Raw genomic sequence first — 12453 nt, 5'->3', positions numbered from 1 at the left:
CCCCGGAACCTTCGGTTCCGGGGCCTTTCCCGTGCGTGCGTCGGGGAGGGGGCTCACGCCTTGGTGAGGTCCTCGATCTCCTCCTCGGGCTCGCGGCCCGGGGTGGGGAGGTCGAACTTGGTGATCGCGAAGCGGAAGAGGACGTAGTAGACCGCGGCGAAGACCAGACCGATGGGGATGATCATCCAGGGCTTGGTGGCGAGGTTCCAGTTCAGGGCGTAGTCGATCAGACCGGCCGAGAAGGTGAAGCCCGCGTGGACGCCCAGGGCCCAGGTCACGGCCATCGAGACCGCGGTGAGCACCGCGTGGATCGCGTAGAGCACCGGCGCGATGAACATGAACGAGAACTCGATCGGCTCGGTCACGCCCGTGACGAAGGAGGTCAGCGCGAGCGAGATCATCATGCCCGTCACGGCCTTGCGGCGCTCCGGGCGGGCGGAGTGCGCGATGGCGAGGGCGGCGGCCGGGAGGCCGAACATCATGATCGGGAAGAAGCCCGACATGAAGAGACCGGCGCTCGGGTCACCGGCGAAGAAGCGGTTCAGGTCGCCGTGCACGACCTCGCCGGCGGCGTTGGTGAAGTCGCCGATCTGGAACCAGGAGACGGTGTTCACGAACTGGTGCATGCCGACCGGGATCAGCGCGCGGTTGATCAGACCGAACAGGCCCGCGCCGGCGGCGCCCAGGCCGGTCATCCACTCGCCGAAGCTGGAGATGCCCTCGCCGATCGGCTCCCAGACCAGGCCGAAGAAGACACCGACGGCGGTGCCGACGAAGGCCATGATGATCGGGACGAGCCGGCGGCCGTTGAAGAAGCCAAGCCAGTCGACCAGCTTGGTGCGGTGGAACTTCTGCCACAGCACCGCGGAGATCAGACCCATCACGATGCCGCCGAGCACGCCGGGGTTGTTGTACGTGGCGGCGACGTCCACGCCCTTGTTGGCGGTGGTGTTGACGACGGCCTCGGTGACCGGGAAGGCCTTCAGCACGTTGCTGTAGACCAGGAAGCCCACCAGGGCGGCGAGCGCCGTGGAGCCGTCCGCCTTCTTGGCGAAGCCGATGGCCACGCCGATGCAGAACAGCAGGGGCAGGTTGTCGAAGACAGCGCCGCCGGCCGTGGCGAACACGGAGGCGACCTTGTCCCATCCCAGGCCGTCCTTGCCGAACACGTCGGGCTGGCCGAGGCGGAGCAGAATACCCGCGGCCGGCAGCACGGCGATCGGCAGCTGCAGGCTGCGACCGACCTTCTGCAGGCCCTGGAACAGACCGGAGCCCCGCTTCTTCGCGGGAGCGGCGGCCTGGGCGGTAGCCGTACTCATCAACTTCCTCCAGTAGGCAAGGCGCCGCCAGAGGACAGGGGAAAAGGGGGTGACGGCGGCGTCTCGGGAACGCGGTGGTCTGGACCGCGTGGTCTACACCATTGAGAGGTGTAGACCAGTTGTAGCACGTGAGACATAGATAAGGAACCTGCGAATTCTGCGTGCCCGCGCGGTGACGGACCGGTACCGCGCGGGCACGGCGCAGGGCCCCCGGACGGGAGGTCCGGGGGCCCTGCGCGGTGATGAAGGAAGGCTGCGAAAAGGAGGGGAGAAGGTGGCTTCGGCGGACTACGCCTTCGTCGTGTCCCGGTCCATCTCCTCCTCCACCTCCTCCGGCTCACGGCCCGGTGTGGGGAGGTCGAACTTGGTGATCGCGATCCGGAAGATCAGGTAGTACAGGACGGCGAAGCCCAGGCCGATCGGGATGATCAGCCATGGTTTGGTCGCGAGGTTCCAGTTGATGACGTAGTCGATCAGACCGGCCGAGAAGCTGAAGCCGTCCTTGACGCCCAGCGCCCAGGTCACCGCCATCGAGACGCCCGTCAGCACGGCGTGGATCGCGTACAGCACCGGGGCGATGAAGAGGAACGAGTACTCGATCGGCTCGGTGATGCCCGTGACGAACGAGGTCAGCGCCACCGACAGCATCATGCCGCCGACCTCCTTGCGGCGGCGCGGCCGCGCGCAGTGGGTGATGGCGAGCGCCGCGGCCGGCAGCGCGAACATCATGATCGGGAAGAAGCCGGTGGTGAACTGGCCCGCGTCCGGGTCGCCCGCCAGGAACATGCTGATGTCGCCGTGCACCACCGTGCCGTCCGGCTTCGTGTAGCTGCCGAACTGGAACCAGATGGGCACGTTCAGGAACTGGTGCAGGCCGATCACGAGCAGCGCGCGGTTCGCGACGCCGAAGATGCCCGAACCCCAGGCGCCCAGCCCCACCAGCCAGTCGCTGAAGCTCTCCAGCGCGTCGCCGATCGGCGGCCAGATCCACAGGCAGAGCGCCGCGAAGGCGATCGCCACGAACGCCATGATGATCGGGACGAGCCTGCGGCCGTTGAAGAAGCCGAGCCAGTCGACCAGCTTCACCCGGTGGTACCGCTGCCAGAACCAGGCCGCGAGCAGGCCCATGACGATGCCGCCGAAGACACCCGGGTTCTGGTACGTGTACCCGGCGAACGCGTCGTCCGCGCCGAGACAGCCGCCGCCCACGTCCTTCGTGCCGGTCGGGCAGTCCTTCGGGAACTGGCGCAGCACCGTGTAGTAGACGAGGAAGCCGACCACCGCCGCCAGCGCCGTCGAGCCGTCCGACTTCTTCGCCATGCCGATCGCGACGCCGACGCAGAAGAGGAGCGGCAGGCCCAGGCTGCCGTCGAGCAGCGCGCCGCCCGCGCCCGCCATCACCTTCGCGACGTCCGTCCACCCCAGCCCGTCGTCGCCGAAGACGTCCGGCTGGCCGAGCCGGTTGATGATGCCGGCGGCGGGCAGCACGGCGATGGGCAGCTGGAGGCTGCGGCCCATCTTCTGCAGGCCCTGGAAGAGTCCGCTGCGCCAGGACTTCTTCGGCTGCGTCGGCGGTGCGGCGGCGCTGTCGCTGCTCATCGGCGTCCCTCCTGGCTCATGGGCGTCCTCCCTGTAAAACTGGTGTAGACCAGTTGCGGTAGGCTCCCGGAGCCCGCCGGGACAGGCTGCCGGTGATCGTCATCATTCGGCAGAACGGCGGCACACGCCCGCACAGTTGGGCCAACCGTGGGTTACCGTGACAAAGCGGACCATCGGTACGCGGAACGACAGGGAGAGACACATGGCCAGCAAGGCTGAGAAGATCGTCGCCGGCCTCGGCGGCATCGACAACATCGAAGAGGTCGAAGGCTGCATCACCCGACTGCGTACCGAAGTCGTCAACCCCGAACTGGTCGACGAAGCCGCCCTGAAGGCCGCCGGCGCCCACGGCGTCGTCAAGATGGGCACCGCCATCCAGGTCGTCATCGGCACCGACGCCGACCCGATCGCCGCCGACATCGAAGACATGATGTGACCCGCTGAGAACAGCGGCAGGAGGGCCCGTTCCGGCAGGGGAACGGGCCCTCCCGTCGTACGGCTACGCTCGTGGCATGTCTCGAATCGACGGCCGCACGCCCGAACAGCTCCGCCCGGTCACCCTCGAACGCGGCTGGAGCAAGCACGCCGAGGGCTCCGTCCTCGTCTCCTTCGGCGACACCAAGGTCTTCTGCACCGCCTCCGTCACCGAAGGCGTCCCCCGCTGGCGCAAGGGCAGCGGCGAAGGCTGGGTCACCGCCGAGTACTCCATGCTCCCGCGCTCCACCAACACCCGCGGCGACCGCGAGTCCGTCCGCGGCAAGATCGGCGGCCGCACCCACGAGATCTCCCGGCTCATCGGCCGCTCCCTGCGCGCCGTCATCGACTACAAGGCCCTCGGCGAGAACACCATCGTCCTCGACTGCGACGTCCTCCAGGCCGACGGCGGCACCCGCACCGCCGCCATCACCGGCGCCTACGTCGCCCTCGCCGACGCCGTCGCCTGGGCCCAGGGCAAGAAGATCATCAAGGCCGGCCGCAAGCCGCTCACCGGCACCGTGGCCGCCGTCTCCGTCGGCATCGTCGGCGGAACGCCCCTCCTCGACCTCTGCTACGAGGAGGACGTGAAGGCGGAGACCGACATGAACGTCGTCTGCACCGGCGACGGCCGCTTCGTCGAGGTCCAGGGCACCGCCGAGGCCGAGCCCTTCGACCGCAAGGAGCTCAACGCCCTCCTCGACCTGGCCTCCGGCGGCTGCGCCGAGCTCGCCGAGATCCAGCGCAAGGCGCTCGAAGGAACTCTCTAGGACCCCGAGGCGTCTGAATCAGTACGGGCGCACGGGTCGAACCGTGCGCCCCGTCCACACGTACGCCGACAGGGGGGACCCTCTACCGTGATGCGCCGCCGCTCCCTTGCCCTCGCCGTCACCACGGCCGCCGCACTGACGACCGCCCTGACCGGCTGCGGCGCCCTCGACACGGCGATGGACTGCGTCAAGACCGCCGACGCCATAGCCACCTCCGTCAGCAACCTCCAACAGGCCGTCAGCAACGCCTCCAGCGACGTGACCCAGATCGAGGAGTCGCTGAACGCCATCGACACCGAACTGGGCAACCTGGAGAAGACCACGGGCAACGCGGACCTCTCCAAGGCCATCGACGACCTGGGCAAGGGCGTCGACTCCGTCCGCACGGCGGTCAAGAACGGCGACACCACCCCCGACATCAAGCCCGTCACCGACGCGGCCGGCGAGATCACCAAGGTCTGCACGCCCGGATAATCGAGGCATGACCCGACGACTCATCCTCGCCACCCGCAACGAAGGCAAGATCAAGGAACTCCACGCGATCCTCGCCGACGCAGGACTCGACCTCGAACTCGTCGGCGCGGACGCCTACCCCGACATCCCCGACGTCAGGGAAACCGGCGTCACCTTCGCCGAGAACGCCCTGCTCAAGGCCCACGCCCTCGCCCAGGCCACCGGCCTGCCCGCCGTCGCCGACGACTCCGGCCTCTGCGTCGACGTCCTGAACGGCGCGCCCGGCATCTTCTCGGCCCGCTGGGCGGGCAGGCACGGCGACGACAAGGCCAACCTGGACCTCCTCCTGGCCCAGCTCGCCGACATCTCCGACCCCCACCGCGGCGCCCACTTCGCCTGCGCGGCGGCCCTGGCCCTGCCCGACGGCACGGAACGTGTGGTCGAAGGCCGCCTCACGGGCACCCTCCGCCACGAGCCCGTCGGCACGAACGGCTTCGGCTACGACCCGATCCTCCAGCCGGAGGGCCACGCCGTGACCTGCGCGGAGCTGACTCCCGCGGAGAAGAACGCCATCAGCCACCGCGGCAAGGCGTTCCGCGCGCTGGTGCCGGTGGTACGGGAGCTGGTCTCGTAAGTGCGGCCGGGGGGACTCGAACCCCCACGGGTTTTACCCCACTGGGACCTAAACCCAGCGTGACTGCCAATTCCACCACGGCCGCTCACTGCCCGGTCATGCTACTGGCCGGGCAGCCCGGTCAGATGCCCAGATCGCGGATGATCTTCGCCACGTGGCCGGTCGCCTTGACGTTGTAGAGGGCGCGTTCGACCTTGCCCTCCTCGTCGACGACGACCGTGGAGCGGATGACGCCCGTGACGACCTTGCCGTACAGCTTCTTCTCGCCGAAGGCGCCGTACGCCTCCAGGACCTTCTTGTCCGGGTCGCCGACCAGGGTGACCTTCAGGTTCTCCTTGTCGCGGAACTTGGCCAGCTTCTCCGGCTTGTCCGGCGACACGCCGATCACGTCGTAGCCCGCCTGGGCCAGCACGTCGAGGTTGTCGGTGAAGTCGCACGCCTGCTTGGTGCAACCCGGGGTGAGCGCCGCCGGGTAGAAGTAGACGATGACCTTGCGGCCCTTGTGGTCCGCGAGCGAGACCTCGTTGCCGTCCGCGTCGGGCAGGGTGAAGGCGGGGGCGGTGTCGCCGGGCTGCAGTCGCTCGCTCATGGCTCTCCTCGAAGGGGGTACGCGTACGCCACACGAGCCTAATGGGGGACTGGCACGACCTTCGGGCCGTGAAGCTGAGAGACTGTCCGTCAACGACCGATTACGACCACGGAGGCAGCGCGGTGTCGGAGGCCAGGACCCCTGCGCAGATCGAGGCGGACATCGTCCGCCGGCGCGAGCAGCTCGCCGTCACTCTCGACGAGATCGGCATTCGGATGCACCCGAAGACGATCATCGGGGACGCCAAGGCGAAGGTCGCCTCCTCGGTCGACCAGACCGCGGGCCGCGCCTACGCGGCGGTGCAGCGGTGCGTCGATGACGTGAAGGTCCGGTTCACCCACGCGGACGGCAGCCCCCGCCTGGAGCGGGTCGTCCCGGTGGCGCTGGCCGTGGTCGGCGTCGTCGGGCTGCTGGCGTTCTCCGGGCGCAAGCGCAAGGGCTGACCGGAGCATGACCCGACGGGCGTGTAGGTTCGAGGCGTGAGCGAGAACACCCACGACAAGCTGCCCATCCGGATGCTGCACGACCGGGTGCTGGTCCGGACCGACACCCAGGAGGGCGAGCGGCGCTCGGGCGGCGGCATCCTGATTCCGGCGACCGCCGCCGTCGGCCGCCGGCTGGCCTGGGCCGAGGTCGTCGCGGTCGGTCAGAACGTGCGGACCGTGGAGACCGGTGACCGGGTGCTGTACGACCCCGAGGACCGCGCCGAGGTGGAGGTGCGCGGCATCGCGTACGTCCTGATGCGCGAGCGCGACCTGCACGCCGTCGCCGCGGACCGGTTCGAGGGCACGAAGGACTCGACGGGCCTGTATCTGTAGCCCGCGGCCGCCCTACCCGTCTCAGGGCCTGGTGACCATGGTCACCAGGCCCTTTCGCCTTCCTTTGCTACCGTGGAGGACACCCGACGAGACGCGCCGTACCGGGTCCCACGCAAAGACGACGCACCGGTCCGAACCGTTGATCCGTCTCGCGGAAGGTGCGTCGTCATGGCCTGGGTTCTTCTCGTCCTCGCCGGTCTCCTGGAGGTCGGCTGGTCCGTCGGCATGAAGTACACCGACGGCTTCACGCGTCTGTGGCCGAGCGTGTTCACCGCCGTCGGCATCGTCGCCTCCATGCTGCTGCTCGCGCAGGCGGCCAAGTCCCTGCCCATCGGCACCGCCTACGGCGTGTGGGTCGGCATCGGCGCGGCCGGGGCGGCGGTGCTCGGCATGGTCGTGCTCGGCGAACCGGCGACCGCCGCCCGGATCTTCTTCGTCTGTCTGCTGCTCGTGGCGGTGGTCGGCCTCAAGGCGACGTCGGGCCACTGAAGCCCGGCCGGTCCGCCCGGTCCGCCCGGTCCGACCCGTCCGGCGGGGCGGGCGGGGCCGGCGGGACGGCGTTCTGCCGGAACGCCCCCGGGCCCTCGGCCGCCGGCCCGTCCGCGCCGGACCCGCCGGGCGGCGGCGGGGTCCGCGGCACGGGCCCGTCGGCCGCGCCCGGCGGCCGGACGCCCGGCGCCGGGTTCTGCCGCGGCGCGGCGGGCTGCCGGTCGCGTCCCGCCGGTCCCGGCCGCCGCTGCGGCCCGAGCAGCTCGCGCTCGTCCGGCCGGCCCGGCACCGTCACCCCGTCGCCCGTGCCGAACGGGTCCTGCGGGCCCTCCAGGACCGGCCCCAGGTCCTCCGTCCCCGGGGCGGGCCGCAGCTCGAAGTCCCGTACTTGCGTGCCCTCCAGGGCGTCGCGGGTGAACTGCGCCCAGATCTCGGCGGGCGGGCCGCCCCCGAAGATCCGCTGCTGCCCCAGCGCCCCGTACAGGCTCTTCTGCGCGCCGGTGTCCGGGTCCTGACCCATCATCGCCACCACCGTGACGAGGTCCGGGGTGTAGCCGGCGAACCAGGCCGCCCGGTCCTCCTCCGCCGTCCCCGTCTTGCCCGCCGCGGGCCGTCCGGCGGCCAGCGCCGCCGTGCCCGTACCGCCCTCGACGACCCCGCGCAGCACCGCCGTCGTCGTGTCGGCGGCCTCGCGGGTGATCGCGCGGCGGCGCGGGGAGGAGGGCAGGTCGAGGTCCCGGCCGTCCTTGCTGATCGCGGCGACCAGCGTGTACGCGCCGTGCTCCCCGTGGTTGGCGAGGGTCGTGTACGCCTGCGCCATGTCGAGGACGCTGGCGGTGGCCGGGCCGAGCGCGATGGACGGGGAGGCGGTGAGGTCGGGGGTGTTCGCCGGCAGCCCGAGCGCGACGGCGGTCCTGCGCACCTTCGCCGGGCCGACGTCCACGGCCATCTGCGCGTACACCGAGTTCACCGACTTGTCGGTGGCCTCCCGGACGCTGATCTGCCCGTACGACCCGCCGCCCTCGTTCTCCGGGGCGTACGGGGCGCCGGTCCAGCCCTGCACGGGGCGGCGGTCGGCGCCGTCGTAGTACGCGTGCGGGGTGATCGGCCGGCCGTCCTGGGTCCGCGCGCCGTGCTCGACGGCCGCCGCGAGGACGATCGGCTTGAACGTCGAGCCGACCTGGTAGTCGCGGCGGGTGGCGTTGTTGACGTACTGCTTGGTGTAGTCGATGCCGCCGTACATCGCGACGACCCGGCCCGTGCCGGGGACGATCGCGACGCCGCCGACGCGGACGTTGCGGTCGACGGGGTTCCCGGCCCGGTCGAGGCGGGAGTTGACCTGCGCGTCGACCGCGCGGACCAGGGCCTCCTGCTTGTCGCGTTCCAGGGTGGTGGTGATCCGGTGGCCGCCGACGGCGAGGGCGTCCTCGTCGAGGATGCCGCGGCTCGTCAGGTGGTCCTCGACGGCCCGGACGAGGTAGCCGCGCTGTCCGGACAGCCCGGTCGAGGGCCGCGCGGGGTGGGGGGCGGGGAAGCGCATGGCGGCCCGTTCGGCGCGGGTCAGCCACCGTTCGCCGACCATGCCGTCGAGGACGTAGTGCCAGCGGGCGACGGCCTTGGCCCGGTTCCGGGGGTGGGCGGCGACGTCGTACGCGCTGGGGGCGTTGAGCAGCGCGGCGAGGTACGCGCTCTGCGCGGTGTCGAGGGTCTCGACGTCCTGGCCGTAGTAGGCGCGGGCGGCGGCCTGGACGCCGTACGCGTTGCGGCCGAAGTAGCTGGTGTTCAGGTATCCCTCGAGGATCTCGTCCTTGGTCTTCTCGCGGTCGAGCTTGATCGCGATGAAGAACTCCTTCACCTTGCGGGTGATCGTCCGTTCCTGGCCCAGGTAGTAGTTCTTGACGTACTGCTGGGTGATCGTGGAGCCCGACTGGGCGCCCTTGCCGGTGAGGGTGTTCCAGGCGGCGCGGACCATGGCCTGCGGGTCGACGGCGCGTTCGGAGTGGAAGTCGCGGTCCTCGGCGGCGAGCACGGCGTGCCGCAGGGCGGCCGGGATCCGGTCGAGGCGGACGTTCTCCCGGTCGACCGCGCCGTCCCGGGCGAGCTGGGTGCCGTCGGCGTACAGGTACACGTTGGACTGCGCGGTGGCGGTGGCGTTGGCGGCCGGGATGTCGACGAGCAGATAGCCGGCGGCGAAGCCGCCGAGCAGCAGCAGCGTGGTGAACAGGAGGACGTGGAAGAGCCGGCGGAGGCGTCGCCGCCGCGGCTTCGGGGGAGGGATGGGGGGAGCGTGCACCGTCCGGTCCCGTGGCTCCCAGCCGGGCTGCTGTGACTCGTCGCGCATGGGCACATACTGCACGGGAACCGGACAGAAGCCGCTTATCCGGCTCGAAAAGCCCTCGCGGTGCCACCCCGAGGCAGCTAAGGTCGTGCGCTTCGGTGCCGGGACGGAGCGGAACGGTACGGAACGGGACGGGGCGGGACGGAGGGGGCCGAGGCGGTGCTGCGGTTGTACGGACGGGTGGCCGCAGGCGGGTTCCGACGCCATGCCACGTACCGGATGGCCACGTGCGCGGGACTGTTCACCAACACGGTCTTCGGCTTCATCCTGGCGTACACCTATATGGCCCTGTGGCACGAGCGCCCACACCTCGGCGGCTACGAGCTCGCCGACGCGCTCGCCTATGTGTGGATCGGCCAGGCGCTGATCACCGTCTGCGGGCTGATGGGCGGCGGCTTCGAGGACGAGCTGATCGAACGGATCAGGACCGGCGACATCGCCGTCGACCTGTACCGCCCCGCCGACCTCCAGGCCTGGTGGTTCGCTGCCAACCTGGGGCGGGCCGCCTACCAGTTGCTGGCCCGCGGGGTGGTCCCGATGGCGGTCGGCGCGCTGGCCTTCGACTACGCCCTGCCCGAACGGGCGCTGACCTGGCCGGCGTTCCTGGTGTCCGTGGCGCTCGGCGCGAGCGTGAGCTTCGCGCTGTGGTACCTGGTGGCGCTGAGCGCGTTCTGGCTGATGGACGGCACGGGAGTGGCCCAGGTGGCCTGGCTGTCGGGCCTGTTCTTCTCCGGGATGCTGCTGCCGCTGACGGTGTTCCCCGGGGCGCTGGGGGAGGTGGCGCAGGTGCTGCCGTGGGCCTCGCTCCTCCAGGTCCCGGCGGACGTGTACCTGGAGAAGTACCGCGGCTGGGAGCTGCTGGGGGCGTACGGCTTCCAGGCCGGCTGGGCGGCGGTGCTCCTCGCGGCGGGCCGGCTGGTGCAGGCGGCGGCGACGCGGAAGGTGGTGGTGCAGGGTGGATGACCCCTGGCCGGGCGCGGGGCGGGCGTGCGAGCGGTTCGTGGGGGCCGGGGGCGCGCTCCGGCGGGCGTACGAGAGGTTCGTGGCGGCCGGGCGTGCGTCCTCGCGGGCGTACGGGAGGTTCGTGGGCGCCGGGCGGGCGTCCTGGCGGACGTACCGGCTGATCGCCGGCATGTGGATCCGCTCCACGATGACGTACCGCTCCTCCTTCGCGATGACCCTGGCCGCGTCCTTCGCCGTCACGTTCTTCGACTTCGTCGTGATCCTGCTGATGTTCGGCCATGTGGACGGCCTCGGCGGCTACGCGTTCGGCGAGGTGGCGTTCCTGTACGGGACGGCCGGCACCTCCTTCGGCCTCGCGGACCTGGCGCTGGGCTCGCTGCAGCGGATGGGCGGGCGGGTGCGGGACGGCACGCTCGACACGCTGCTGGTGCGCCCCGCGCCGGTGCTGGCCCAGGTCGCCGGGGACCGGTTCGCGCTGCGCCGGCTGGGGCGGGTGCTGCAGGGGCTGTTCGTGCTGGTCTGGGGCCTGGCGCTGGTGGACGTGGAGTGGACGGTGGTGAAGGTGCTGCTGGTGCCCGTGATGGTGGTGTCGGGCGCGGTGATCTTCGGCGCGGTCATGGTGCTGGGCGCGGCGCTGCAGTTCTGGGCGCAGGACGCCTCGCAGGCGACGAACGCGTTCACGTACGGCGGCAACACGCTGCTCGGCTACCCGCCGACGATCTTCGCGCAGGAGCTGGTGCGGGGCGTGGTGTACGTGGTCCCGCTGGCGTTCGTGAACTGGCTGCCGGCGCTGTACGTGCTGGACCGCGAGCCGCCGGCGGGCGCCCCGGCCTGGGCGGGACTGCTGTCGCCGCTGGTCGCGGCGGCGTGCTGCGTGGTGGCGGGGGCGGTGTGGCGCAGGGGCCTGCGGGCGTACCGGAGCACGGGGAGCTGAGTGAGGCGAAATGACGACGACGCACGACGACGCGGGCCTGATCCAACTGGAGGACGTGGAGAAGGTCTTCGAGGTGAGGCGGCGCGGCAAGAGCCGGTGGAAGCGGGAGAAGCGCCAGGTCAGAGCGGTGGACGGGATCACCTTCAGCGTCGCGCGGGGCGAGGTGGTGGGCTACATCGGCCCGAACGGCGCGGGGAAGTCCACCACGATCAAGATGCTGACCGGCATCCTCACCCCCAGCGGCGGCCGGCTCCGCGTGGCAGGCATCGACCCGGCTCGGGAGCGGACGAGGCTGGCGCGGCGGATCGGAGTGGTCTTCGGGCAGCGGACGACGCTGTGGTGGGACCTGCCGCTGATCGACTCGTACCGGTTGGTGCACCGGATGTACCGGATCCCGGACGCCAGGTACCGGGAGAACCTGGAGCGCTGCGTCGACCTGCTGGAGCTGGGCGCGCTGCTCGACGTACCCGTGCGGCAGCTGTCACTCGGACAGCGGATGCGCGGCGACATCGCCGCGGCGCTGCTGCACGACCCGGAGGTGCTGTACCTGGACGAGCCGACGATCGGCCTCGACGTCGTGTCGAAGACGCGCGTCCGGGCGTTCCTGCGGGAGCTGAACGCGGAGCGCGGCACGACGGTGCTGCTGACCACCCACGACCTGACGGACATCGAGCAGTTGTGCGGCCGGGTGATGGTCATCGACCACGGTCGGCTGGTGTACGACGGCGGGCTCGCCGGCCTGCACGAGGCGGGCGGCAGCGAACGGCAGCTGGTGGTCGACCTGGAGCGGGAGCTGCCGCCGATCGAGGTCCCGGGAGCCCGGTTCGTACGGGCGGAGGGCCCGCGGCAGTGGCTGGCGTTCCCGGCCTCGGCATCGGCGGCGCCGGTGGTCGCGGCGGTGGCGGAGAGGTACCCGTTGCTGGACCTGTCGGTGCGGGAACCGGATATCGAGACGGTGATCGCGAAGATGTACGGATCGAGTCCCGGGGTTGGCGGCCCGGGAACTCGGGAGGCGGGCGAGAAGTCCTTGAGGTAGGGACATTCGTACGGAACGGCCACGGGAACGGGTGAAT

14 protein-coding genes, 1 tRNA gene and 1 riboswitch are annotated in these 12453 nt (G+C 70.9%); of the genes, 10 read left to right on the top strand and 5 right to left on the bottom strand.

Annotated elements, in window-relative coordinates:
• Nucleotides 1-53 precede the first annotated feature (53 nt).
• Both ACNJ93_RS11585 and ACNJ93_RS11580 read right to left on the bottom strand, forming a co-directional pair.
• The gene (locus ACNJ93_RS11585; RefSeq protein WP_418957303.1) at nt 54-1319 is read right to left on the bottom strand and encodes a PTS transporter subunit EIIC; all 1266 of its coding nucleotides are present in this window, start codon (nt 1317-1319) and stop codon (nt 54-56) included.
• Between the two features lie 288 nt (nt 1320-1607).
• On the bottom strand, nt 1608-2918 hold the full coding sequence (locus ACNJ93_RS11580; RefSeq protein WP_418957302.1) for a PTS transporter subunit EIIC: 1311 nt from the start codon (nt 2916-2918) through the stop codon (nt 1608-1610).
• A gap of 202 nt (nt 2919-3120) precedes the next feature.
• On the opposite strand from ACNJ93_RS11580, the gene ACNJ93_RS11575 reads away from it, so the two are divergent.
• From ACNJ93_RS11575 to rdgB, 4 genes are all read left to right on the top strand, one after another.
• A complete protein-coding gene (locus tag ACNJ93_RS11575; protein WP_258785164.1) occupies nt 3121-3354 on the top strand; it encodes a PTS glucose/sucrose transporter subunit IIB in 234 nt (77 codons plus the stop codon).
• Nucleotides 3355-3430: 76 nt separating this feature from the next.
• On the top strand, nt 3431-4162 hold the full coding sequence (gene rph / locus ACNJ93_RS11570) for a ribonuclease PH (protein WP_418957301.1): 732 nt from the start codon (nt 3431-3433) through the stop codon (nt 4160-4162).
• A 90-nt stretch (nt 4163-4252) separates the two neighbouring features.
• Nucleotides 4253-4636, top strand: coding sequence for a hypothetical protein (locus ACNJ93_RS11565; RefSeq protein ID WP_418957300.1), 384 nt, complete (start codon nt 4253-4255; stop codon nt 4634-4636).
• A 7-nt stretch (nt 4637-4643) separates the two neighbouring features.
• Nucleotides 4644-5249, top strand: coding sequence for an RdgB/HAM1 family non-canonical purine NTP pyrophosphatase (gene rdgB / locus ACNJ93_RS11560; protein ID WP_418957299.1), 606 nt, complete (start codon nt 4644-4646; stop codon nt 5247-5249).
• Between the two features lies 1 nt (nt 5250).
• Here the strand turns inward: rdgB and ACNJ93_RS11555 are convergent.
• Both ACNJ93_RS11555 and bcp read right to left on the bottom strand, forming a co-directional pair.
• Nucleotides 5251-5334: transfer RNA gene (locus ACNJ93_RS11555), tRNA-Leu, on the bottom strand.
• Nucleotides 5335-5370: 36 nt separating this feature from the next.
• On the bottom strand, nt 5371-5838 hold the full coding sequence (gene bcp, locus ACNJ93_RS11550) for a thioredoxin-dependent thiol peroxidase (protein ID WP_418957298.1): 468 nt from the start codon (nt 5836-5838) through the stop codon (nt 5371-5373).
• Nucleotides 5839-5960: 122 nt separating this feature from the next.
• Between bcp and ACNJ93_RS11545 the strand changes: the two genes are divergently transcribed.
• The 3 genes from ACNJ93_RS11545 (at nt 5961) to sugE (ending at nt 7145) form a co-directional block, all read left to right on the top strand.
• On the top strand, nt 5961-6281 hold the full coding sequence (locus tag ACNJ93_RS11545) for a DUF3618 domain-containing protein (protein WP_418957297.1): 321 nt from the start codon (nt 5961-5963) through the stop codon (nt 6279-6281).
• 36 nt (nt 6282-6317) lie between these two features.
• Complete coding sequence (locus ACNJ93_RS11540; RefSeq protein ID WP_418957296.1) at nt 6318-6656, top strand: GroES family chaperonin; 339 nt, start codon at nt 6318-6320, stop codon at nt 6654-6656.
• Nucleotides 6657-6712: 56 nt separating this feature from the next.
• Nucleotides 6713-6784: riboswitch (guanidine-III (ykkC-III) riboswitch) on the top strand.
• Nucleotides 6785-6824: 40 nt separating this feature from the next.
• A complete protein-coding gene (sugE, locus tag ACNJ93_RS11535; protein ID WP_418957295.1) occupies nt 6825-7145 on the top strand; it encodes a quaternary ammonium compound efflux SMR transporter SugE in 321 nt (106 codons plus the stop codon).
• Here the strand turns inward: sugE and ACNJ93_RS11530 are convergent.
• Complete coding sequence (locus ACNJ93_RS11530) at nt 7123-9486, bottom strand: transglycosylase domain-containing protein (protein WP_418957294.1); 2364 nt, start codon at nt 9484-9486, stop codon at nt 7123-7125. The genes sugE and ACNJ93_RS11530 overlap by 23 nt on opposite strands.
• Before the next feature lie 159 nt (nt 9487-9645).
• Between ACNJ93_RS11530 and ACNJ93_RS11525 the strand changes: the two genes are divergently transcribed.
• The 3 genes from ACNJ93_RS11525 to ACNJ93_RS11515 all read left to right on the top strand — a co-directional run bounded on the left by ACNJ93_RS11525 (nt 9646) and on the right by ACNJ93_RS11515 (nt 12416).
• Entirely contained in the window at nt 9646-10446 is an 801-nt protein-coding gene (locus tag ACNJ93_RS11525; protein ID WP_418961375.1) for an ABC transporter permease, read from the top strand.
• A 121-nt stretch (nt 10447-10567) separates the two neighbouring features.
• Nucleotides 10568-11380, top strand: coding sequence for an ABC transporter permease (locus ACNJ93_RS11520; RefSeq protein WP_418961374.1), 813 nt, complete (start codon nt 10568-10570; stop codon nt 11378-11380).
• A gap of 10 nt (nt 11381-11390) precedes the next feature.
• Entirely contained in the window at nt 11391-12416 is a 1026-nt protein-coding gene (locus tag ACNJ93_RS11515; RefSeq protein ID WP_418957293.1) for an ABC transporter ATP-binding protein, read from the top strand.
• The last annotated feature ends 37 nt before the right edge of the window (nt 12417-12453 follow it).

This window comes from Streptomyces tritici, from assembly GCF_048500665.1.
Taxonomy (GTDB): domain Bacteria; phylum Actinomycetota; class Actinomycetes; order Streptomycetales; family Streptomycetaceae; genus Streptomyces; species Streptomyces tritici.
Note: the sequence above shows the minus strand (reverse complement) of the source record. Positions and strands in the feature narration are given on the sequence as shown.

What these genes read in the sequence shown, in the direction of transcription:
- bcp (WP_418957298.1), bottom strand. Translation starts at nt 5,838, where the DNA reads ATGAGCGAGCGACTGCAGCCCGGCGACACCGCCCCCGCCTTCACCCTG.
- sugE (WP_418957295.1), top strand. Translation starts at nt 6,825, where the DNA reads ATGGCCTGGGTTCTTCTCGTCCTCGCCGGTCTCCTGGAGGTCGGCTGG.
- rdgB (WP_418957299.1), top strand. Translation starts at nt 4,644, where the DNA reads ATGACCCGACGACTCATCCTCGCCACCCGCAACGAAGGCAAGATCAAG.
- ACNJ93_RS11515 (WP_418957293.1), top strand. Translation starts at nt 11,391, where the DNA reads ATGACGACGACGCACGACGACGCGGGCCTGATCCAACTGGAGGACGTG.
- ACNJ93_RS11580 (WP_418957302.1), bottom strand. Translation starts at nt 2,918, where the DNA reads ATGAGCAGCGACAGCGCCGCCGCACCGCCGACGCAGCCGAAGAAGTCC.
- ACNJ93_RS11565 (WP_418957300.1), top strand. Translation starts at nt 4,253, where the DNA reads ATGCGCCGCCGCTCCCTTGCCCTCGCCGTCACCACGGCCGCCGCACTG.
- ACNJ93_RS11530 (WP_418957294.1), bottom strand. Translation starts at nt 9,486, where the DNA reads ATGCGCGACGAGTCACAGCAGCCCGGCTGGGAGCCACGGGACCGGACG.
- ACNJ93_RS11585 (WP_418957303.1), bottom strand. Translation starts at nt 1,319, where the DNA reads ATGAGTACGGCTACCGCCCAGGCCGCCGCTCCCGCGAAGAAGCGGGGC.
- rph (WP_418957301.1), top strand. Translation starts at nt 3,431, where the DNA reads ATGTCTCGAATCGACGGCCGCACGCCCGAACAGCTCCGCCCGGTCACC.
- ACNJ93_RS11575 (WP_258785164.1), top strand. Translation starts at nt 3,121, where the DNA reads ATGGCCAGCAAGGCTGAGAAGATCGTCGCCGGCCTCGGCGGCATCGAC.